Raw genomic sequence first — 22,062 nt, 5'->3', positions numbered from 1 at the left:
TTTCAGTATAATACTGGAAATTGTTGGTTTTTCGAATTGACTCGTTCACAACCGAAGCCCCTAAATTTTTACAAATCACGTATACTATGACTATTGGATTTTGACACAAGGTCTAGTAGTTGATTGCCAAAGATTAACTAGATAGAGTAGTTATTGACTGGTGACCAGTTAGAAATGGGGAAACTAAATGTCCACTTTAGTGATTAAGGATTTAAAAGTATCGGTTACAGAAAATGAACAGGACCGCTTGATTTTGACCGGGGTTAATCTAACGATTAATACTGGGGAAACCCATGCGATTATGGGACCTAATGGGACTGGTAAGTCAACCTTGGCAGCGACCATTATGGGAGACCCGGCTTATCACGTGGTGAGTGGACAAGTGCAGTTGGATGGTCAAGACTTACTAACCCAAACGGTGGATCAGCGGGCACGTGCGGGCCTTTTTTTAGCGATGCAATATCCGGCTGCAATCAAAGGTATCACGAATATGGCATTTTTACAGGCGGCCATCAATGCGCGGCGTCCCAAAGATCAGCCACTGGCGGTAACTGATTTTTTGGCGCAATTAGAGTCCAACTTAGCCTTGCTTAATATGCCATCAACAATGGCCGAACGCTACTTGAACGCCGGCTTTTCAGGTGGCGAGAAGAAACGCAATGAAATTTTACAGTTATTAATGATTCAACCTAAATTTGCTATTTTAGATGAGATCGATTCCGGCTTGGATATTGATGCCTTACAAGTGGTTGCTAAAGGCGTTAATTCCATGCGACATCCGGATTTTGGAACGTTAATGATTACCCATTATCAGCGATTATTGGATTATATCGTTCCGGATTTTGTCCACGTGATGATGGGGGGCCGCATCGTAAAAACCGGTGATGCAACGTTAGCCAAGACGTTAGAAGCTGAGGGCTATGCTGGTTTGCGTGATGACTTAGGGTTAGCAGTGACGTTAACGGATGATGAAAACTAATGGCAAAATTTAACTTACTTAGCAGTGTGCAACAATATTCACGTGCACAACTAGAACCAGCTTGGTTATTGGCCTTAAGAACTCAGGCCGTTATAGCCGCTTTAAAGTTACCAGCACCGCATTTTGAAAAAATCGCATATGCCGACTGGTCACTATTTGAATTAATCGCTCCTAGCCAGATTGAAGTGACTGCGCCCACGGGGGTCCTTGCAACGTTAGGTCGTACGCAACAATTTTATGCAGTTGGTGCAACGACAATTCAGCTCACCTTACCAACTGCAGCTCTGCGCCAAGGCGTGATTCTATCAGATTTAAGGTCGGCCATGCAAACCCATGGCGACTTAGTGCAGCGGTATTTAGCGCGTACGATGGCGGTTGATGATGATAAGTTTGGGGCTTGGAATACGGCGCTCATGACCAATGGCTTTTTTCTGTACATTCCCGCCAACGTTCAACTTGAAGAACCAATTGAAATTCTCCAACTCGTTGATCAGCGACAGGCAACTCGTGTGGTGCAACGCAGCTTGTTGATTGCCAGTTCTGGAGCTCACGTTAAAGTTGTGCAGCATTTGAAGTCGCTCGGAACTCAGCCAACGACGGTTCATCATTTAGTAGAGGTCGTGGCGACTACCAATAGTCAGGTGGAATTTGCCGGCTTGGATGAGTTGAATGCGGCCGCAACGGCGTATATCAGTCGGCGTGGTGTGGTAGCGGCGGATGCCCAATTGGACTGGGAATTGGCTGAAATGAATGCCGGTCGCGTCATTGGTGATTTTAAGACGACTTTAAACGGTCAAGGTGCACAGGCGACGGTCAAAACGATTGCTGTTGCTAATGGTCAGCAAACCCAAGGGCTAAATACGCGGGTCACTAATGTTGCGCCACATACTGTCGCTAAAATTGTGCAACGGGGCGTTATTTTAGCGCAAGCCACGTTAATCTTTAATGGTATTGGTCATATTGTTAAGGGGGCCCATGGCGCGCAAGCCAATCAAGAAAATCGACTCTTGATGTTGACCTCAACGGCGCGTGGTGATGCCAACCCTATTCTATTAATTGACGAGAATGATGTTGAAGCAGGGCATGCGGCTAGTGTCGGGCGCATTGATGAGCAGCAATTGTATTATCTAATGAGTCGTGGTATTTCACGCCCGGTAGCCGAACGGTTAGTGATACGTGGCTTTTTAGCGGGGGTCATTACGGGCTTGCGGTCGATGAAGTTACAGACCGCACTCATGGCGTTAATTGAAAGGCGGTTAACTGATGAAATCTAATTATCGGGCTGATTTTCCTATTTTAGCGACCCAACTCAACGGCGCCCCCTTAACGTATCTTGACAATGCGGCCACGTCGCAAAAACCGCAAGCAGTCATTCAGGCACTAACGGCTTACTATACGACGAGTAATGCTAATGTTCATCGCGGAAATTACACATTAGCGGCGACGGCAACCGCTCAATATGAAGCTGTTCGTGATCAAGTGGCGGCGTTGATTGGGGCCCCGCAACGTGAAACGGTCTTTTTTACCCGTTCAACCACGGAAAGTCTGAATTGGGTGGCTCAAACTTACGGTGAGCAAGTCATCAAAGCGGGGGATGAAATCGTCGTGACGATGATGGAACATCACAGCAATTTAGTTCCTTGGCAACAATTAGCTCAGCGGCATGGTGCATCTCTTAAAGTCATCGGTTTGACGGCGACGGGCGAACTTGATTGGGCTGATGCAGTCAAAAAAATAACAACACAGACGAGAATTGTGGCCGTCGCCCATGTTTCAAATGTCCTCGGGGTCACTAATCCGATTCAACAGTTAGCAACTTTAGCGCATCAAAATGGGGCCATTATTGTGGTTGATGGTGCGCAAGCAGTTGCCCATCAACCGGTGAATGTCCAAGCACTAGACGTGGATTTCTATGCATTTTCGGGTCATAAAGTATTGGGGCCAACTGGCGTGGGGGTGCTGTATGGCAAGCTCGCCTTGCTGACTCAATTAACGCCGGCTCAATTTGGTGGTGAAATGATTGATCAAGTGACCTGGACGCAAACCACGTGGGCCGAAATCCCGCAACGTTTTGAAGCGGGGACTCCGAATATTAGTGGCGTGATTGGGTTAGGTGCGGCAGTGACCTATTTACAGCAAGTCGGTTTTACGGCGATCCAAGCCCAAGAACGGCAACTAACGGCACACTTATTGGCGGGCTTAGCGAGGCTGCCTGCAACGGTCTATGGCCCCAAAACGGTAGCTAATCATGGCCCAGTCGTTGCGTTTAATGTGCCGGGGATTCATCCGCACGATGTAGCGACCGGCTTAGATCTGGCTAGTATTGAAGTGCGGGCTGGTCAACACTGTGCCCAGCCGTTAATGCAAGCGTTGCAGACCCCGGCAACTGTTCGGGCTAGTATGATGTTTTACAACACACTAGCCGAAGTTGACCGCTTGTTAGCGACCTTAGTCACGGTGAAGGAGTTTTTTGAAAAATGACGGTTTTAAAATTAACAGACTTATATCAAACGGTAGTCTTGGAACATGCGCAGTTTCCGCGTCATCGGGAAACACTACCAGCGGCGCCAGCCGTAACCTTACGCAATACGACTTGTGGTGATGTGTTGACAGTTCAGTTAGTCATTAAAGCTGATCAGATTCAGGCAATCAGCTTTACCGGTAGCGGTTGTACCATCTCACAAGCGTCAGCCAGTATGTTAACGGTATGTTTGGCTCAACAATCGGTGGCTCAGGCTCAAGCACGACTCACTGCCTTTTCACAGGTGATTACGGGGACGCCAATTACCGCAACTATGCGACAAGCCTTGGGTGATGCCGCAATCCTGGGCACAGTTGCCGCCTTTCCAACCCGGATTCGGTGTGCCACTTTAGCCTGGCATGCCGCTGACCAATTATTAACGCAGTTAGTGGGTGCAGCGCATGACTGATAAGTTAACGGTAGATCATTATGACTATGGCTTCCATGATGATGTGACCCCAGTCTTTTCAACCGGTGTGGGTTTAAACACAACGGTCATTCGACAGCTTTCAGCAGAAAAGCATGAACCAGCTTGGATGCTGGCAGAACGGTTAGCAGCGTACGAAATTTATCAGAAAATGCCACAACCAGCATTTGGACCAGATTTGTCTGGATTAGATTTGGCCCACTTACATTACTTTCAAAAGGTGACCGATCAGTCGTACCGGGACTGGTCAGATGTCCCGCCTAAGATTAAAGCCACCTTTGATCGTTTAGGCGTGCCGGCCGCTGAACGCGCTTATTTAGCTGGTTCCAGTGCGCAGTATGAATCGGAAGTCGTCTATCACCGCATGCAAGCTGAGTTTGAAAAAGCGGGGATTATTTTTACGGATACTGATACGGCATTACAGCAATATCCCGAATTGTTTAAAAAGTGGTTTGGGCAATTGGTCAAGCCAACGGCTAATAAATATGCGGCGCTCAATGCGGCCGTTTGGTCAGGGGGTTCTTTTATCTATGTGCCTAAAGGGGTCAAAGTAACGACGCCCATTCAGGCTTATTTTCGACTTAATGCGGCCAATACAGGTCAATTCGAACGAACGCTTATTATTGTTGATGAAGGCGCAAGTTTGAATTATGTAGAAGGCTGTACTGCACCGAACTATGATGCGAATAGCCTTCACGCCGCAGTGGTGGAAGTCAACGTCTTGGCGCGAGCAACCTGTCGCTATACGACGATTCAAAACTGGTCTAACAACGTGTACAGCCTAGAAACCAAGCGCGCACAAGCCTTAGAACAAGCAACGATGGAATGGGTCGATGGTAATTTAGGGTCGAAGCTCACTATGAAATATCCCGCCGTTTATTTAAATGGCCGCGGGGCACACGGTACGATGCTTTCGATTGCGGTCGCAGGGCATCAGGTGGATCAAGATACCGGGGCACGGATGCTGCATAATGCGCCGGAAACCACCTCTTCGATTGTCTCCAAGTCGATTGCCAAAGATGGTGGCGCAGTCGATTATCGTGGTACTGTCCGCTTTGGGCGTGATTCGGATGGGTCCTTTGCGCATGTTGAATGCGATACGATTATTATGGATGACCAGTCGTCGAGTGATACGATTCCGTACAACGAAATTCTTAATGGGAATGTTTCGATGGAGCATGAGGCCAAGGTGTCTAAGGTTTCCGAAACCCAACTTTATTATTTAATGAGTCGGGGCATCTCAGAAGCTAAAGCTACTGAAATGATTATTATGGGCTTTGTAGAACCGTTTACCAAGCAGTTACCGATGGAATATGCGGTCGAATTGAATCGGTTGATTAGCTTTGAAATGGAAGGGTCGATTGGATAGATGTCAGTAGAAAGTTTTGAAACGATCGGATTAGCAAAGTTGGCGACTGTTATTGATCCTGAATTAGGGGTTGATTTAGTAAGCCTCGGGTTGATTTATGGGGTGACCACAGATACGCAAGGCCATTGCGTGGTGACCATGACGTTAACGATGATGGGCTGTCCATTAACGGCAGTTTTATCGGAGCGGATTACTGCGGCGATGGTTACCATCGCTGGCGTAACGACCGTGACGATTGACCTGGTTTGGGAACCTGCTTGGTCGATTGCGCGGATGTCGAGAGCTGCTCGCTTAACTTTAGGGGTTTAAGCGGTTAATTTAGCTTGACCTGAAACGCGTTCCAAGCGTTATAGTAAAGCTTGTTCAGAGTTAAACACGCTTAGTCGGTTAAGTCACTGTCCCTTCAGCCGGGATGGTGACTTTTTTACGCCTGATTTTCAGAAAACGTGATGGCTCCTGACGCCAAAATAGTGTAATCTAAAAGCAAGCGGTTATTTTAGAATTATTTTTTTATTTATTTGGGGAGGCAGTTCGGTGTCAAAAAGGGTAGTTATGATTGTAACGATTGCATTATTGTTGTCCAATGCGATGAATGGCTTGGACAGTACCATTATTAGTACAGCATTACCAGCAATTATTAGTGATCTACATGGGATTCAGCTCATGGGGTGGATTGTTGCGGTGTTTTTATTAGGAGGTGCCGTAACCACGCCACTCTGGAGTAAGTTTGGTGAACGTGTGGGCAATAAACGAGCCTATCAAATTTCAACATTGATTTTTGTTTTGGGGGCTTTATTGGAAGGGTTAGCACCTAATATTATCTTTCTAATTATTGCCCGGACCGTAATGGGCATCGGCAGTGGTGGCATGACTGCGATTCCGTATATTATATATGCGGAAATTTACAAAGATCCGGTCAAGCGCGGTAAAGTATTTGGCTATGTCACTGCCAGTTTTAGTACTGCCGCAATTATCGGGCCCTTAGTGGGTGGCTTTATTGTGGATAACTTTGGTTGGCACTGGGTCTTTTATATTAATGTGCCGATTGGTCTCGCTTCGATTGCAATTATTCATTGGTTGTACCAAGCGCCTAAGCTCACGGCAACACATTTGAAAGTCGATTATTTAGGCGCACTGTGCTTGACGAGTGGATTAGTGAGCTTACTAGTTGGCATTGAAATGATCGGTAAAATTGCCCCCTTGGGGGTCGGATTGATTCTAATGCTAGCGGTCGGCTTATTAGGGGCCTTATTAGTGGTTGAACGGCGGGCCAGTGATCCGATTATCCCGAGTCGTTTATTTAAAAATCGGTATTTAGTGGCGGCCTTTGGGATGTTTTTTTTAATTTATGGATTCTTTGTGGGCTTCAACGTATACGTGCCAATGTGGGCGCAGGGGTTGTTAGGGACGACCGCTGTGATTGGTGGTGTAACCCAGATTCCAGGGTCAATTACGAACTTTATGGGCGCGCAATGGAGTTCCAACTTAGATCGCAAATGGTCGACACGTAAGATTGTGATGATTGGATTTACTAGTTTGTTAATCTCGTGTGGCTTGTTAGTGATGGCTGGTGCCAACACGAGTTATGGGTGGTTATTACTAGCGGGTGCCTTTCAAGGGGCCGGAATTGGCATTTGTTTTACGGTCTTACAAGTGAGTGTGCAACAACAGGCCGCGCACCGCGATGTCCCGATTGCGACGTCGTTTAGTCTATTGGTGCGGATGCTAGGGCAGACCTTTATGGCGTCTATCTATAGTGTCGTTTTAAATCAAGCGTTGACGACGGGGGTCCGGCAAGCACAGGGTAAAATTACCATGACAATGTTGAATCAGTTGAGTGATGCGACCAGTGCACGAGCGTTACCAGCACAGTTGATACCAGCAATGCGGGTAATTTTATATACAGGCTTGCATCACATCATGGGCTTAGCCTTCGGGTTACTGGTGTTGGGCTTAGTCATTAATGTGTTCGGTTTTCGACAGTCTCGCGTTGGCCGACGACGCCAACATAGTTTGAATTTAAAGCATCATCTGAATTAAATGACTGAATTAAAGTGCGTTGGGCTTGCGTCTGGCGCACTTTTCGTTATAATTAATGTAACTAAAATAGTTACAAGTGGAGGCAGTCGTATGAAAGCAGTCGTTGTGAGCCAGCCAGGTGGGCCGGAAGTTTTAACTTATACTGAGGTACCCAAGCCAACTTTAAAGGCTGGTTGGTCCCTATTGCAGGTCAAAGGTTTTGGGATTAATCATTCTGAAGTATTTACACGTCAAGGCAAGTCACCATCGGTTAAGTTCCCACGTATCTTAGGGATTGAAGCGGTCGGTGTGATTGCTGAAACCACGGATGCAACGCACCTGCCAATCGGGCAGACGGCAATTTCGATAATGGGCGAAATGGGCCGGGCCTTTGATGGCAGTTATGCCGACTATGTGTTGGTACCGAATGCGCAACTTTATCCGGTAACGACGACGTTAAATTGGGCTGAATTGGCAGCGATTCCCGAAACTTTTTATACCGCTTATGGGGCGTTGTTAGGGTTAAGATTAGCGCCGCAGCAATCGTTACTCATCCGGGGCGGGACTAGTGGTGTCGGTGTGAGTGCTGCTAAGCTAGCCCATGGCATGCAACCGGACTTAAAAGTGGTCGGTAGCAGTCGGAGCTTGTCTAAAAAGGCGTTGATGTTGGCGCATGGGTTTGATGAAGTTGTTATCGAAACTGACGGTAAGCTAGCGACGGACCAACGTTTCGACCGTGTTTTAGATTTAATTGGCCCAGCGACGGTACCTGATTCGTTGCAACATTTACAACCGGGTGGGATTGTGAGCTCGACCGGTCAACTAGGCGGTGTTTGGACGTTAGATCAATTTGATCCAATCATGCGCATTCCTAATGGGGCTTATTTAACGAGTTTTTATTCGGGTGATGTTGATCAACCGCGGCTGGATGCTTTGTTACAAGTTATTGCCCAGAAAAAGATTGACGTGCGCCCTGTCAAAACGTTTAAATTAGCTGAAATTCAAGCGGCTCATACTTATTTAGCGAGTCAACATAGTTTTGGTAAAGTCGTCGTCCTACCTTAATTAAGGAGGGATAAAAATGACGGAGGTACAGATTCGTCCTGTTAAAATGACGGAACTAAGTGAGCTATGGCATCGCGGTTTCAGTAATCCACAAGCAGAATGGTTAAAGTGGAATGGACCGTATTTTCATGATAGATTACCGCAGCAAACTGATTTTGAAACAATCATTGGGCCGAGAGATTGGGTGATAACCCCGCGCAATTGGATTATTACCGTCGACGGAACGCTGGTTGGTGGGGTTAATTATCATTTTGTCGATGGTGACCTAAAACGTTGGCTAGAGGTAGGAATTATTATTTATGATGAGCAAGTTTGGGGACACCAGGTCGGCCGACAAGCGTTGACCCTATGGTTAGATCATTTGTTTGCAACCATGACCGTGCCACATCTGGGGTTAACCACTTGGTCTGGCAATCAGCGGATGATGCAATTAGCTGTTACGGTGGGGCTCAACTTAGAAGCCCGGATTCCGCAAGTGCGTTACTGGCAGGGGCATTATTATGATTCACTGAAGTACGGTATTTTGCGCACAGATTGGCAAAAATTACGTCAGTCAGAATAATTAATAAAACGTTTGTTCCCCTATCTAAAATACGGTATCATAGATACAGTAGTTAAAAAAGATGGGGCGGGAATGTATAATGAGAAAAAGAAGCCAGCGATGGTGGCAATTATTGGGCGTTTTAGGGCTAATGTTAGTGCTCAGCGGATGTCGGGCAATCGATACTTTAACAAGTGATACCAGTTCGACGCACTCGACAACCGCAAGTGCGCCGGCGAATTCAACCGTGGCGGGAACCTATGCCAGCTTAGCAAATCAAACCTACCAGTCCGGTGGTGCGGCAGCAATAAAAGTTAATAGTGGTAAAAGCACCTTGCAAGCAAGTTTATGGAAAAAGTCAAAGATTGATTATGGTAATCTCGATCAATTGAACCGGACAACGACCGATACCGCTTATTTAAGTCAGGCTAATCTTGGCAAGTCTGCGGGCCGTACCGCGCAAACATGGAGCCCAACAGGTTGGCATAATCAACCAATTACGGTTAATGGCAAACGGGTTTACCCGCAAAATCGAGGCCATTTAATTGCCTATACGATTTCATTTAATTTGACGAATGATGGGCAATATCAGGCTGGTGAAGCGGGGAGCCTGGATAATCCTAAGAACTTAGCGACCCAAACGGCCTATTCTAATCAGCAAACCATGCAGATTTATGAGAACCAAGTTCGAACGGCTTTAGAACAGGGCAAAAAAGTCATCTATCGGGTGACTACGGTTTTTCGTGGGAATGAATTAATGCCACGTGGTTACTGGTCACAAGCGATTTCAACGGATGGTAGTGTCAATTTCAATGTTTATATTTGGAATGTTGAGCCCGGTGTGAGTTTCGACTATGCCACCGGACGTGGTAAAGCGGATGCGAACATGCAGGTGGCTGGTGCCGACCGAATTAACAGTAGTACCAATACCGCTGCTAGTCGGTCAACGAGTCAAACGACAACGTCCAAACAAGTTGAAAAAGAGTTATATAAGTACGGTTATAAATTTGTCAAAAAAGCGGTACAGTAATTAATTAACGTGAGACAAAAATGGGTTAGTTTGTAAGTGTTAACATGAAATTGGCGGTCATTCCAGTTTTGGCAAATGACCGCCAATTTTTTTGTGGGATAAGCTGAATTTTAGTGACTAAAAAACGCAATTGGTTGTTAGCCAAATGCGTTACTAAAAGGGTTTATGAGGGTTGATGGTCAGCGGCAATTGACCAAGGCGATGTGTGTAACATCCAAGTAATGCCAAAAGCATCCGTGAATTGGCCCATTTTACCACCCCAGAACTGAGTTTCAAATGGCATGGTAATGGTGACTTCACCGGAATCAACGAGCTGTTGATAAAAGGCAGTGGCTGCTTGGGCACTAGCCGCATCTTCACTATTAATATCCAACATGAGCGTAATTTGTGCAGACGGTTTAGGTGTTCCTTGAAAGGCATCCGCACATTCAAATTTAGTTCCTAGAATTGAAAAGCCAGCGTGCATGGTGAGATTATTGAGGTCGGCGTCAGCGGGCAGGCCAAATTGCTGCGCTTGTTCAGGCGTAGGACTCAGGCGATAAATGTCGGTGGCACCAAATACCCGTTGATAGTAAGCAATGGCTGTCTTAGCGTTTTCAAAAGCGAGATAAGGATAAAGTTGTGATTGCATTAAGTCATCTCCAAGATAGATTAATGGTAACAAGTTGATTGTAGCATTAACCGTTACCATTGGCGATAAAACAGCAATCTGCAATTGCGTTGGAAAGACAATTCATGAAAATTGTCGTATTCCGCGACAGACTGGTTGAATCGATGCTGGTCAAGTTTTAAAATGTGTTTATACTATTAGACATAGCGTTGCTTACCGCCGTTAATAGCAATTTATTCGTTTTATTTTATATTGACAAGTAGCGCTTAACAATCTAAATCTCGATCACTAGTTAATCCTTCCCAGAACGACTAGTGGCTTTTCCATAGCAATCAGCTGGTCTCCCAACCGGTGATTGTGATGCGATCGTGTGATTGTACGATCCCCTTGGAACGTCTGACTAATTGGTTAGGCGTTTTTTTGTTGTTTATCGCTAAGGTGGCATATGTTAAAAAATCCTGCAAACCTTACGTGATTAGCGGGATTTTTAGCGATAAAAGGATTTTGATTCACTACCAAATTGACTGAAAGTACGAGATCACCATAATAGTAAGCTCGCAATGACAATTAAAAGTAGCAGATCAATGCCAGCAAAGGCCCAGTTCAAGCGCTGTTTCCAAGCGCGATAACTGTCGAGTCCTAAGATACCGACCATAATGGCGAGTAACGCAAAACTTGAAAAAAGTAACACAGTATCATTTTGATGCAAGGTATAAGGGAGCAGGATGAGTTGGACAATCAGCCAAATCCCGGTGACGAGTAATAAACGTTGAATAATAGCATCTTGACGTAATGGTTTCATGAGGTCACACCTCCAAATTAATTACTTCTGATTGTAATCGCTATCATCGCTAATAAACAGCGCAATTATCAGGAGTTGTTTTAGAATCAGACAATTTAAATGAAGTGTTGCAAAAATCATTTATTCGGGTTAATATTGATACATTCTAATATTTGAACGGAAGAATGAAAGGGGCCTTTAATATGGACCGAAACGAGGCGGCACTGAAAGAATTCCGCGAGACAATTCCGATTTTTGAAGTGCTGGCGGACGAACGTCGTCAACAGATTATGATTGAGTTAACGCAGCATGCTAAAGGATTAACGGTTGGTGAATTAACTAAAATCATGCAAATTTCACAACCAGCCGTTTCCCATCAACTTAAGACGTTAAAAGATCATCATTTTGTTAGTGTTGAACGGCAGGGGACTCGTAATTATTATCACGTGACTTTTGACGGTCCACTAACTAAGGTCGAACATTTAATTCATACGTTACGGGAAGATTTGAAGCAAAAGCCATATTTACAATAGGACTAGTCCAAGCGTTGCCGCGGGAGCAGCGTTGTTTTCGGTCTATTACATTCTAATATTCGAATATAAGAATCAAAAAATGGGGTGGTTACAATTTCTATTCGTACGGAGTTGGATTTGCAACGTGCGATGTATCAATTATTAGAGCAGCGATCAATGTCACAAATTACGGTTGAGCAGATATGCACGCAGGCTTTGATTCATCGGAGTAGTTTTTATCGGTACTATACAGATAAATTCAACTTGTTGACGCAAATGGTCATGCATACGCTGGCTGAATTACTGGCGGCCGAACAAACTAATGCAGTCGGTTCGGCCGTAATGGCCCAATTTATTGGGACCCATACGCAAGTGTTACGGCATTTATTGGTGACGAATACGGAAGGCGATAATAATCGCTCGCAGCGGGTCATCAATGATTGTTTTTTAACAATTGCGCAAACTGGGGCTACTGATCGGGTTCTAATGATGATGCGGACCGCATCGGAACCAGATTTAACGGCGTATCTGGTTAGTGGCGCTATTACGAGTATCGTGCAATGGCTCAGTAGTGAGGGAATTGATGGGGCGTCCGTTCAAACGCAATTAGCGATTGAACGCACCTTAGCAACTTTTTTCTCACTAGAACAACAATCAATTTAATTACTTTGAAGGAAGGCTCGATGTTTTGAAAATGATTAGCGGGGAATGGCGATCAATTCGTCATAACAAGATTCTATGGATTTCAGTTTCAGTCATGATTTTAATTCCATTTTTATACAGTGTGTTTTTTCTAACTTCAGTTTGGGATCCTTATGGGGATACTAAGAAGTTACCAGTGGCGGTTGTTAATCAAGATAAAGCTGTGAACTATCAAGGCAAGCGCTTTGCGGTCGGTGAACAGTTGGTGACTAACCTAAAGAAAAATGACCAACTTGGTTGGCACTTTGTTTCAGCTAAAAAGGCTAAAAATGGATTAGCAACGCACAAATATTATACGGTCGTCACCATTCCGGCCAATTTTTCACAACACGCAACGACGGTAACCAGTAATCAGCCGCAAACAATGAAACTGCATTATGCGACTAATGCGTCGTTGAATTACATTGCTAAAGTGATTAGTGATGCTGGGGCCACTCAATTGAATCAAAATGTCCGAGCGGCCGTGACGAAAGCTTATGCCTTAGCAATGTTTAAACAAGTGAAAACGGCTGGCGAGGGTTTCAGCCAAGCAGCCGATGGGGCGACGCAACTAAAGAACGGTGGCGTTGAACTCCAATCCGGGCTGACGACATATACGACCGGCGTGCATACTTTAAAGGATGGCACGACGGAACTTAACACCAAGGTTCAGCAATTACCGGCTGGCATTGCTAAGTTAGCAAATGGTGGCAGTGCCTTACAAACGGGCCTCGATACGTTAAATGATAGTACCGGTGCCTTAGCGAGTGGTGTAACCAAGTTAGCGGATGGTTCTGGACAAGTCACGACAGGGTTACAAACGTTAAATGGCAAGACGGGGACCTTAGCGAGCGGCGTAACTAAGCTAGCGAGTGGTTCCAGTCAAGTCACGAGTGGATCTAAACAAGTGACTGACGGTCTCCAGACGTTAAATAGTAAAACGGGGACGTTGGCGGATGGCGTTGTGACCTTAGCCGATGGGTCACAGGCGCTAGCCGTTAACTTGGTTAGTTATACGGATGGTGTCTATCAAGTGTCATCGGGCCTCCGGACGCTAAATAGCCAAACCGGAGAACTATCGACGACCGTGAAAACATTAAATGATGGTTCGAAAACCTTAGCAAATGGTTTAACGACCTATACTAACGGGGTATCGGATGCTAGCAATGGCGCCAAACAAGTCAGTGATGGGTTAGCTAGCTTACAAACAAAAACGAGTAGTTTACCCACCCAGGCTAAAGCTCTGGCAAATGGGACAGCTGGTATAAGTTCGGGTATCGGTGGTATTAAGGCTAGCAATAGTCAGATTAGTAATGGGTTGAATCAGCTCTATGCCACCAGTACAAGTGAGACAAACAAGCAAAAAATTCAGGATTTACAGACTGGCATGAGTCAGATGGCTAAAGCCTTGGCGCAAGTCGAGAAACAATTAGCGGCCGGTTCACAACCTACGAATTCGACGGCCATGGCGACGGTTATGCATGATATGCAAGCTAATGTCGATCAATTAACAGCCACGACGATTACTAGTCAGGATAATGATGTGACCCAACAAATCAATGCCAAGATTGAAGCATTGAAAACGTCACAACATTTAACTGATGACCAAGTTAAAGCACTGGAAACCAGCTTAGCGAGTGTGAAATCAACGACGACAACTAAGTCAGCGACGAATACTCAAGCAGCGCAAGCTTTGACGGCCAATATGGCTAAATTACAACAGACTGCGTCCAATCAACCAGCCAGTTTAGTGACTGAGTTTAAGGGTCTCGAAGAGCAGTTTAACACTCTCGAAAAAGGGGTTAACACGTTAGTCTCAGAATCAGCTGAGATGACGAGCACAGTCGATACCTTAGGCCAAGGTTCTAGTAAAATTACAAGTTACTTAACAGAGCTCCAACAGAGTGCCAATGCGTTAAGTACCGGCATGACGAACTTGAGCAGTCAAGTCCCCGCATTAACGAGTGGGATTGATGTCTTAGCCAGTGGGGCCAATAAGGTAACGGTGGGTACTCAAGCTTTGACGGCTCAAAATACAGCACTTAACACGGGTGCCGGTCAATTGAACTATGGCTTGACGGCCGTTAATGGGGCCGTTCCTGCCTTGACTGGCGCAATTAGTCAGTTAAGCACTGGTGCCCAGACGGTGGCGTCTAATTCGGCTGCCTTGAACAGCGGTGCCAGCCAAATTGCTGCTGGTAATGCGCAACTTAATACTCAAGTTCCAACGTTAGTTGCGGGTGTTGCACAATTATTTGCTGGCTCTAATCAAGTCACTGCTGGTTCTGGCCAAGTCACGGGTGGGTTAACCACTTTGAACAGTCAAGTTCCGGTGTTAGTGAGTGGCGTGGCGCAATTGTTTGGCGGGTCTAGTCAGGTGACGGCCGGCTTAAATACGCTCAATACCCAAGTGCCAACTTTAGTTTCTGGCGTCCAACAATTGGATACTGGGGCAAGTCAATTAAATACTGGGCTACAGACTTTACAAGGGAGTACCGGCCAATTGACTGACGGCGTTCAACAATTAGCTGATGGTGCCGATCAATTGGACACGAATTCACCTAAATTATTAAGCGGCACTAAAAAGATTAAAAAGGGTAATGCGACCTTGGCGGAATCCTTACAAAGTGGCGCCGATACGGTTAATGCAACACCGTTGAAGAGTGCAAACGCACAAATGTTTGCGACGCCATCGAAATTGACGCATTCTAATTACAGTTATGTGCCTAACTATGGCCATGCCTTAGCACCATATGTCTTGTCATTGGCACTTTACGTTGGGGCGATTGTCTTTAACTTTGCCTATCCAATTCGACGGATTGCGGATGATGATGGTACGGCGACACAATGGTTCTTTAGTAAGGTTGCGGTAGGCGCCCCAGTGGCAGTCTTAATGGCGATTATCGAGTGTGTTGCGTTGTTAATCGTGGGGTTAAAACCAATTAGTATGGTGGGTTACTTTACTACGGCGATTATGATTGCGTTGGCCTCGATGTTTATCGTCATGTTCTTGTCGATGTTGCTGGATAATCCAGGGCGCTTCTTAGCGATGGTCTTGTTGATGTTGCAACTAGGTGGTTCTGGTGGGACGTTCCCAATGGAAATCACGAACTCGTTCTTCAATGCGATTCATCCATATCTCCCATTAACTTATTCCATCTTAGCATTCCGGCAATCAATTACCGGTGGTTGGGGCAGCAGTACCTATGTCTCCTCAATTGTCATGTTACTGAGCTTTACAATTGGCGCCTTGGTCCTTCTCTGGGGGTCAATGGTCCTACTTAAAAAGCGCAATCTCCAAGAACCAACAACGGCATCAATCCAGATGAAAGCTGGTAAATAGGTGTCAGCAATTTAAAAAGCGGCGATAATCAACAGGTTAAGGTTGGTTATCGCCGCTTTTTCTGTTTAGTCGACTTGAGCCAATCCCCGCAAGTTCGAACAACATTAGGTCGTCTAATCACCGAATGTGGTAATATTAATGATTGTTTCATTAAATTTTAATTTCATTAGTTGGAGGTGCAAAATTGAGTATTTTTCTAAAATTAGGGTGGTATTTTCGGCGTGAATGGAAGCTTTATCTCGCGGGCGTCATTGGCCTGATTTTAACGGCTATTATTGGCGTCGTCCCCCCACGAATTATTGGGAATGTGGTGGATGGTATTAATCAGCATACGTTAACAGCTCACTCACTAACCATCTATTTAGCGATTATTGCCGTTGCGGCGGTCGGCCAGTATTTAACACGTTATTTATGGCGCAATGCAATCTGGGGTGGTGCCGCTGGCTTGGAGCGTACTTTGCGAGAACGGTTGTTTAGTCATTTTATGAAGATGGATGCGACCTTTTATCAACAGTATCGAACTGGGGACTTGATGGCGCACGCCACCAATGATTTAACGGCGGTTGAACGAGTCGCCGGTGGTGGTATTTTGCAGTTCGCAGATTCCATTATTACCGGTGGGACAACTTTAATCGCGATGATGACCTTGATTGATTGGCGATTAACGGTAATTGCGGTGGTGCCATTTCCATTGTTAGCGGTGGTCTCACGGTACTTGGGTCGTAAGATTCATGTGGCGTTCCGGGATTCTCAAGCGGCTTTTTCACGTTTAAATAATAAAGCGCAAGAAAGTATTAGTGGCATTAAAGTGATTAAGGCGTTGGGCCAGGAAAAGGCGGACGTGGCAGACTTTGATCAACAGGTTGATCGGACTATTAAAATTAATCGACACGTGAACTTTTTAGATTCCTTATTCGATCCGGCAATTACGTTAATTATTGCAGTATCATATGCGGCCACAATTATTTTAGGTGGCTTGTATGTGACTAATCAGGTGATTACGATTGGTAATTTAGTGTCATTCATTACGTATTTAGGGATGATGGTGTGGCCGATGTTTGCGGTTGGCATGCTGTTTAATACCATGGAACGTGGGAATGCTTCTTATGATCGGGTCATGGAATTGTTAAATCAGACTAGTGCCATTGTGGATCGCCAAGATGGGTTGCAGCAACGGCCAAGTGGTGATTTACATTATCAAATTAATCAATTTAATTATCCTAATGATGACGGCACTAGCTTGAAAGAAGTCCATTTTGACTTGAAGGCGGGCCAGACCTTAGGGATTGTTGGCCGCGTTGGTGCAGGTAAATCAACGATTATGCGCTTAATTTTGCGCGAATTTGATAATTATGCTGGCCAGATTAGTTATGGTGGTCATGATATTAAAGACTATGCTTTGGATAGCTATTTGCCAGCGATTGGCTACGTGCCACAAGATAGCTTTCTGTTTTCGAATACGATTCGTGAAAATATTCGATTCGCTGATCCTAAGGTGAGTCAAACGACTGTTGAAGCGGTCGCTGCTAAAAGTGATTTAAGTAGTCAGATTGCCGGGATGGCAGCTGGTTATGATACGCAAGTTGGTGAAGAAGGCATATCACTTTCTGGTGGTCAACGGCAACGATTAGCGATTGCGCGAGCGTTATTGATTAATCCAGAATTATTGATTTTAGACGATGCGTTATCAGCTGTAGATGCTGAAACTGAAGCTGAAATTTTAGCGAATTTGAAAGCAGAGCGGGCAGATAAAACGACGATTATTGCGGCACACCGCTTGAGTTCCGTCATGAATGCTGACGAAATTATCGTCATGGCAGCTGGTCAAATTACAGAACGTGGGACACATGCCGAGCTTATGGCGCAACATGGCTGGTATCGTGCGATGTTTGATCGCCAACAGCTTGAAACTAAAGTGGAAGGGGCGGTGCAATAATGTCACAACATCAATCAGTTTGGGCGCGTAGTATGCCGGTTAAAGAACAATTGACGGTGATTCGGCGACTCTTTGCGTATGCCAAACCATTTAAGTGGTATTTCGTCATTACAATTGTGATGTCCGGGTTAATTAGTTTAGTTAATATCTACTTACCGAAAGTGTTACAACTGTTCATTGACCGTTATTTGCGGATCGGACACGCCACCTTACCAATCATGTGGTATTTTGCCGGGTTGTATTTCTTTGGCATGTTGATGCGCGCTATCATGCAATTCTTCCAGAACTATACGAGTACAATGGGTGCGGAATACATGCTTGAAAATGTTCGGCGGCAAATGTTTAAGAAGCTGCACCGCATGGGCATGCGGTATTTTGATCAGGTGCCCGGCGGCTCGATTTTGTCACGTTTAACGAATGATACGATGTCCTTTTCAAATTTCTGGGCACTGTTTAATACACTATTCACTGCTTTTTTTGCGGTGATTTCATCATTTCTAGCCATGTATTTTACGGATCATGAAATTGCGTTGTGGTTACTCGTATTTATGCCGTTTTTGGCAGTGACCATCTGGTATTACCAACGGTATAGTTCACGGGTGTATCGGCGCATGCGGGAACGGTTAAGCGAATTAAATACTAAGCTAAGTGAAGCTATCACTGGTGTTAGTGTGATTCAACAATTTCGGCAAGAACACCGAATTAATGGTGAATTTGATCAGACAAATGATGCGTACTTTAAGACGCGACAAGCGATGATTCGCACCAACTCACTGTTACTTAGTCCGATTATTAACTTATTTTATGCGCTTGGCACGGTCATGATTTTAGGCTTCTTTGGGGTCCGTGGCTTGAATGGTTACGTGGCGGCCGGGGTCGTGTATGCGTTTATTACGTATTTGGATAACTTCTATAACCCAATGACGCAAATGATGGATAATCTATCCGACTTTCAGGATGGGGTTGTTGCTGGATCACGTGTTTTACGGGTGATGGATGATCCGACTGTCGCACCAGCCCAACAAGCCGACCCAACTGCAAAAATTACACGTGGTAAGATTGAATTTCGACACGTGACCTTTGCCTATGATGGGGTTAATCCAGTTTTAAAAGATGTGTCTTTTGTTGCCGAGCCAGGCCAAACCGTCGCATTAGTCGGTCAGACCGGGAGTGGTAAAACATCGACGATTAATGTCTTGATGCGTTTTTATGAGTTCCAAGCCGGTGAAGTTTTAATTGATGACCGGGATATTCGTGAGTATCCGGCCAAAGAATTACGGCAAAAAATGGGTCTCGTCTTGCAGGAACCCTTTATGTTTTATGGCGATATCAATTCTAATATTCGGATGTTTGATGAACAGATTTCGGATGAACAGGTCCAGGCAGCAGCTAAGTTTGTTAAAGCGGATGACTTTATTGATGAGTTACCCAAGACCTACCAATCGCGGGTGATTGAACGTGGTGCTAGTTATTCGTCTGGTCAGCGGCAATTAATTTCATTTGCACGGACGATTGTGACGGATCCGAAAATCTTGATTCTAGATGAAGCGACTGCCAACGTGGATACCGAGACAGAAGCGATGATTCAAACGGGTCTCAATCGGATTCAAGAAAATCGGACCACCATTGCCATTGCGCATCGATTATCGACGATTCAAAAGGCTGACTTAATTCTAGTGTTGAATCAAGGAAAAATCGTAGAACGCGGGACTAATGATGAGTTGTTGGCGCAACATGGGTACTATTACGATATGATTCAATTACAAAATTCGGCGCATACGGATTAAAACCATGTTAAGCTAGAGTCAAAATTAACTGGGGTGAAACAAATGCAACGAAAAATAACTATCGTGACGGCCGGTTTAATGCTAGTCTTGAGTGGATTTAATTTAGGACTGGCGCTTTTACAGCTATTTGAACCAACGGTGCCACATAAAATTAAGCTTAAAGTGAAAATTAAGTAAAGTATCTTGCTTAATCTGATGATTACGTCTGTAATCGTTGAGCGAAGCGGTTGAAGCTGCGATGAAAATCACAGTTTCAATCGCTTTTTAATTTTTTTTAGGCAAACCCCTTGCCTTAGTCCCACTGTAAGCTAGTAGACTATTCGTTAGACATGACTAAATGTCGATTGGAAAAGGGGCATTTTTAATAAAATGAAAACTATTAAACAACAACGATTAACAGGTGAACGCGCTTTATTCAAGGCGCATGATTTACACATTGAAAACAGTACTTTTGCGGCGGGCGAATCGCCACTCAAAGAAAGTCAACGGATTGAGTTAGTACAGTCAATCTTTGAATGGAAGTATCCGTTGTGGTACAGCCGTCATATCAAGGTAGATAACTCGATTTTTAAAGAAATGGGACGCTCTGGGATTTGGTATACCGATGATATTACGGTGACTAACAGTACTCTACAAGCTCCCAAGTTATTTCGGCGTGCCAGTCAGATTAAGTTAGACCACGTCCACTTTTCACACGCCGAAGAAACCCTATGGAACTGTCGCGATATTGAGATGACTTCAGTTCAGGCCGCCGGTGATTATTTTGGGATGAATAGTGAAAACATCAAAATAGATGGGCTCGACTTAGTCGGCAACTATGCTTTTGACGGTGCTAAGAATTTAGAAATTCATCACGCCACTTTGATGACGAAAGATGCTTTGTGGAATTGTGAGAATGTCACCGTCTATGATTCTAAAATCATTGGCGAGTATCTTGGTTGGAACTCTAAAAACGTGCGCTTGGTTAATTGTACGATTGAAAGTGATCAAGGTCTTTGTTATATTGATGGGCTTAAAATGGAAAACTGTACGTTATTAAATACGGATTTAGCCTTTGAATATTGTCGCAATATTGATGCTGAGATTGTTTCAACGATTGATAGTGTTAAAAATCCAATCAGTGGGCGGATTCAGGCGCCGGCGATTACTAAAATTATTATGGATGATCCTGAGATTGATCCCCATCAAACGGTGATTAGTGTGACGACGGAAAGTCGTGAACCCCATGCCATTTGACTTTGAAACGGTGATTGATCGCCGACAGACTAATTCGGCTAAGTGGCATGTTAAGCCTCATGAATTACCGATGTGGATTGCGGATATGGACTTTAAAACTGCGCCGGCCATTACGGCAGCATTGAAAAAAAGAGCAGAGTTTGGCATTTTTGGTTATGAAGAAATTCCAGCGGCGTATTATACAGCGGTCGCCAATTGGTGGGGGCAGGAACATCACTTTCAGTTGCCAACCGCTTGGCTACTATTTTGTACCGGCGTCGTCCCGGCAATTTCATCGATTGTGCGAAAAATGACGGCGGTTGGCGATAATGTCTTGGTACAAGCTCCCGTATATAATATTTTTTATCACTCGATTGAAAATAATGGCCGTCATTCGGTTTCTAGCGATTTACAAGATCGTGCTGGTCAGTATCAAATTGATTTTGATGATTTAGCGCAGAAGCTTGCTGATCCTTTGACGACAATGATGATTGTATGTAACCCACATAATCCGATTGGCATCGTCTGGTCACGAGCTACGCTACAACGTATCGGCGAACTTTGTTTAAAGTATCACGTCTTATTATTGGCGGATGAAATTCATTGTGACCTAACCTTGAATGGCACCCAATATACGCCGGTCGCTTCACTAACGGCGCCGGTTGCGGCTAATAGCATCAGTTGTATTTCGCCTAGCAAGACGTTTAACGTGGCCGCTTTACATGCGGCTACCTTGGTGATTCCAGATGAGACGATTCGGGACCGTGTGAGTCGGGGAATTAACAATGATGAACTCGCTGAGCCCAATTCATTTGCGATTCCTGGTAGCATTGCCGCTTATCAAGAGGGTCATGCTTGGCTTGCTGCCTTAAGGACTAAGTTAGCGGCTAATCAGCGGACTTTACAGACTTTTATTGCGACGAATATCCCAACAATTACAGTCATTGAGGCGCAAGCCACTTACTTGATTTGGTTAGATATTAGTCAGATTGCGACCGATGCGACCGAGTTAGCCACGTTTATTCGCCAACAGACTGGGTTATTCTTGTCGGCTGGGGATGTGTATCGTGGTGATGGCAACCACTTTTTACGGTTGAACTTAGCTTGTCCGACGAGTGAATTAATGGATGGGTTACAGCGATTACAAGCAGGCATTGAAGCCTATCAAGCTAAATAATCAGCAGGAGCGTGGGACAATTTAACTTTTGTCTCATGCTTTTTTTGTTAACGCAATGGAGCATGAAAC

20 protein-coding genes are annotated in these 22,062 nt (G+C 45.0%); 18 read left to right on the top strand and 2 right to left on the bottom strand.

The window, feature by feature from the left end:
* The first annotated feature begins 187 nt into the window (after positions 1 to 187).
* From sufC to C5Z25_RS04730, 10 genes are all read left to right on the top strand, one after another.
* Positions 188 to 979, top strand: coding sequence for a Fe-S cluster assembly ATPase SufC (gene sufC, locus C5Z25_RS04775; RefSeq protein WP_105451583.1), 792 nt, complete (start codon positions 188 to 190; stop codon positions 977 to 979).
* Positions 979 to 2,253 carry a Fe-S cluster assembly protein SufD gene (sufD, locus tag C5Z25_RS04770; protein WP_105451582.1) on the top strand — a complete coding sequence of 425 codons (1,275 nt, stop codon included), beginning with the start codon at positions 979 to 981 and terminating at the stop codon, positions 2,251 to 2,253. The genes sufC and sufD overlap by 1 nt, the downstream gene beginning before the upstream one ends.
* On the top strand, positions 2,243 to 3,460 hold the full coding sequence (locus C5Z25_RS04765; protein ID WP_105451581.1) for an aminotransferase class V-fold PLP-dependent enzyme: 1,218 nt from the start codon (positions 2,243 to 2,245) through the stop codon (positions 3,458 to 3,460). The genes sufD and C5Z25_RS04765 overlap by 11 nt, the downstream gene beginning before the upstream one ends.
* A complete protein-coding gene (gene sufU, locus C5Z25_RS04760) occupies positions 3,457 to 3,909 on the top strand; it encodes a Fe-S cluster assembly sulfur transfer protein SufU (protein ID WP_105451580.1) in 453 nt (150 codons plus the stop codon). Before C5Z25_RS04765 ends, sufU begins: the two co-directional genes overlap by 4 nt.
* Complete coding sequence (gene sufB / locus C5Z25_RS04755) at positions 3,902 to 5,296, top strand: Fe-S cluster assembly protein SufB (RefSeq protein WP_105451579.1); 1,395 nt, start codon at positions 3,902 to 3,904, stop codon at positions 5,294 to 5,296. Before sufU ends, sufB begins: the two co-directional genes overlap by 8 nt.
* Positions 5,297 to 5,605, top strand: coding sequence for a metal-sulfur cluster assembly factor (locus C5Z25_RS04750; protein ID WP_105451578.1), 309 nt, complete (start codon positions 5,297 to 5,299; stop codon positions 5,603 to 5,605).
* Between the two features lie 225 nt (positions 5,606 to 5,830).
* The gene (locus C5Z25_RS04745) at positions 5,831 to 7,336 is read left to right on the top strand and encodes an MFS transporter (protein WP_105451577.1); all 1,506 of its coding nucleotides are present in this window, start codon (positions 5,831 to 5,833) and stop codon (positions 7,334 to 7,336) included.
* 90 nt (positions 7,337 to 7,426) lie between these two features.
* Positions 7,427 to 8,380, top strand: a complete 954-nt coding sequence (locus tag C5Z25_RS04740; RefSeq protein WP_105451576.1) for a zinc-binding dehydrogenase — start codon at positions 7,427 to 7,429, stop codon at positions 8,378 to 8,380.
* A 16-nt stretch (positions 8,381 to 8,396) separates the two neighbouring features.
* On the top strand, positions 8,397 to 8,942 hold the full coding sequence (locus C5Z25_RS04735) for a GNAT family N-acetyltransferase (RefSeq protein ID WP_105451575.1): 546 nt from the start codon (positions 8,397 to 8,399) through the stop codon (positions 8,940 to 8,942).
* A 79-nt stretch (positions 8,943 to 9,021) separates the two neighbouring features.
* Positions 9,022 to 9,951, top strand: coding sequence for a DNA/RNA non-specific endonuclease (locus C5Z25_RS04730; protein ID WP_105451574.1), 930 nt, complete (start codon positions 9,022 to 9,024; stop codon positions 9,949 to 9,951).
* Positions 9,952 to 10,114: 163 nt separating this feature from the next.
* Here the strand turns inward: C5Z25_RS04730 and C5Z25_RS04725 are convergent, their stop codons facing one another.
* Complete coding sequence (locus C5Z25_RS04725) at positions 10,115 to 10,582, bottom strand: VOC family protein (protein ID WP_105451573.1); 468 nt, start codon at positions 10,580 to 10,582, stop codon at positions 10,115 to 10,117.
* A 517-nt stretch (positions 10,583 to 11,099) separates the two neighbouring features.
* Positions 11,100 to 11,363: a hypothetical protein gene (locus C5Z25_RS04720; protein ID WP_105451572.1), complete on the bottom strand. Its 264-nt coding sequence runs from the start codon at positions 11,361 to 11,363 to the stop codon at positions 11,100 to 11,102.
* Positions 11,364 to 11,545: 182 nt separating this feature from the next.
* Here C5Z25_RS04720 and C5Z25_RS04715 point away from each other — a divergent pair, with 182 nt between their 5' ends.
* The 8 genes from C5Z25_RS04715 (at position 11,546) to C5Z25_RS04685 (ending at position 21,993) form a co-directional block, all read left to right on the top strand.
* Positions 11,546 to 11,875 carry an ArsR/SmtB family transcription factor gene (locus C5Z25_RS04715; protein WP_105451571.1) on the top strand — a complete coding sequence of 110 codons (330 nt, stop codon included), beginning with the start codon at positions 11,546 to 11,548 and terminating at the stop codon, positions 11,873 to 11,875.
* Between the two features lie 84 nt (positions 11,876 to 11,959).
* Positions 11,960 to 12,517 carry a TetR/AcrR family transcriptional regulator gene (locus C5Z25_RS04710; RefSeq protein WP_234002779.1) on the top strand — a complete coding sequence of 186 codons (558 nt, stop codon included), beginning with the start codon at positions 11,960 to 11,962 and terminating at the stop codon, positions 12,515 to 12,517.
* A gap of 31 nt (positions 12,518 to 12,548) precedes the next feature.
* Positions 12,549 to 15,878, top strand: a complete 3,330-nt coding sequence (locus C5Z25_RS04705) for a YhgE/Pip domain-containing protein (RefSeq protein ID WP_105452841.1) — start codon at positions 12,549 to 12,551, stop codon at positions 15,876 to 15,878.
* A 184-nt stretch (positions 15,879 to 16,062) separates the two neighbouring features.
* Complete coding sequence (locus tag C5Z25_RS04700; protein WP_105451570.1) at positions 16,063 to 17,814, top strand: ABC transporter ATP-binding protein; 1,752 nt, start codon at positions 16,063 to 16,065, stop codon at positions 17,812 to 17,814.
* A complete protein-coding gene (locus C5Z25_RS04695; RefSeq protein ID WP_105451569.1) occupies positions 17,814 to 19,601 on the top strand; it encodes an ABC transporter ATP-binding protein in 1,788 nt (595 codons plus the stop codon). The genes C5Z25_RS04700 and C5Z25_RS04695 overlap by 1 nt, the downstream gene beginning before the upstream one ends.
* 42 nt (positions 19,602 to 19,643) lie before the next feature.
* Positions 19,644 to 19,778 (top strand): hypothetical protein, encoded by a 135-nt coding sequence (locus tag C5Z25_RS12710; protein ID WP_255414771.1) that lies wholly within the window; start codon positions 19,644 to 19,646, stop codon positions 19,776 to 19,778.
* 192 nt (positions 19,779 to 19,970) lie between these two features.
* Entirely contained in the window at positions 19,971 to 20,837 is an 867-nt protein-coding gene (locus C5Z25_RS04690) for a DUF3737 family protein (protein WP_105451568.1), read from the top strand.
* Positions 20,827 to 21,993, top strand: coding sequence for a MalY/PatB family protein (locus C5Z25_RS04685; protein WP_105451567.1), 1,167 nt, complete (start codon positions 20,827 to 20,829; stop codon positions 21,991 to 21,993). The genes C5Z25_RS04690 and C5Z25_RS04685 overlap by 11 nt, the downstream gene beginning before the upstream one ends.
* The last annotated feature ends 69 nt before the right edge of the window (positions 21,994 to 22,062 follow it).

The sequence above is a fragment of the Lactobacillus sp. CBA3605 genome (assembly GCF_002970915.1).
Classification (GTDB): domain Bacteria; phylum Bacillota; class Bacilli; order Lactobacillales; family Lactobacillaceae; genus Lactiplantibacillus.
This window is presented reverse-complemented; position numbering and strand designations above follow the sequence as displayed.

What these genes read in the sequence shown, in the direction of transcription:
- C5Z25_RS04730 (WP_105451574.1), top strand. Translation starts at nt 9,022, where the DNA reads ATGAGAAAAAGAAGCCAGCGATGGTGGCAATTATTGGGCGTTTTAGGG.
- C5Z25_RS04705 (WP_105452841.1), top strand. Translation starts at nt 12,549, where the DNA reads ATGATTAGCGGGGAATGGCGATCAATTCGTCATAACAAGATTCTATGG.
- C5Z25_RS04740 (WP_105451576.1), top strand. Translation starts at nt 7,427, where the DNA reads ATGAAAGCAGTCGTTGTGAGCCAGCCAGGTGGGCCGGAAGTTTTAACT.
- C5Z25_RS04725 (WP_105451573.1), bottom strand. Translation starts at nt 10,582, where the DNA reads ATGCAATCACAACTTTATCCTTATCTCGCTTTTGAAAACGCTAAGACA.
- C5Z25_RS04735 (WP_105451575.1), top strand. Translation starts at nt 8,397, where the DNA reads ATGACGGAGGTACAGATTCGTCCTGTTAAAATGACGGAACTAAGTGAG.
- C5Z25_RS04690 (WP_105451568.1), top strand. Translation starts at nt 19,971, where the DNA reads ATGAAAACTATTAAACAACAACGATTAACAGGTGAACGCGCTTTATTC.
- C5Z25_RS12710 (WP_255414771.1), top strand. Translation starts at nt 19,644, where the DNA reads ATGCAACGAAAAATAACTATCGTGACGGCCGGTTTAATGCTAGTCTTG.
- C5Z25_RS04695 (WP_105451569.1), top strand. Translation starts at nt 17,814, where the DNA reads ATGTCACAACATCAATCAGTTTGGGCGCGTAGTATGCCGGTTAAAGAA.
- sufU (WP_105451580.1), top strand. Translation starts at nt 3,457, where the DNA reads ATGACGGTTTTAAAATTAACAGACTTATATCAAACGGTAGTCTTGGAA.
- sufC (WP_105451583.1), top strand. Translation starts at nt 188, where the DNA reads ATGTCCACTTTAGTGATTAAGGATTTAAAAGTATCGGTTACAGAAAAT.
- C5Z25_RS04765 (WP_105451581.1), top strand. Translation starts at nt 2,243, where the DNA reads ATGAAATCTAATTATCGGGCTGATTTTCCTATTTTAGCGACCCAACTC.
- C5Z25_RS04715 (WP_105451571.1), top strand. Translation starts at nt 11,546, where the DNA reads ATGGACCGAAACGAGGCGGCACTGAAAGAATTCCGCGAGACAATTCCG.
- sufB (WP_105451579.1), top strand. Translation starts at nt 3,902, where the DNA reads ATGACTGATAAGTTAACGGTAGATCATTATGACTATGGCTTCCATGAT.
- C5Z25_RS04750 (WP_105451578.1), top strand. Translation starts at nt 5,297, where the DNA reads ATGTCAGTAGAAAGTTTTGAAACGATCGGATTAGCAAAGTTGGCGACT.
- C5Z25_RS04685 (WP_105451567.1), top strand. Translation starts at nt 20,827, where the DNA reads ATGCCATTTGACTTTGAAACGGTGATTGATCGCCGACAGACTAATTCG.
- sufD (WP_105451582.1), top strand. Translation starts at nt 979, where the DNA reads ATGGCAAAATTTAACTTACTTAGCAGTGTGCAACAATATTCACGTGCA.
- C5Z25_RS04720 (WP_105451572.1), bottom strand. Translation starts at nt 11,363, where the DNA reads ATGAAACCATTACGTCAAGATGCTATTATTCAACGTTTATTACTCGTC.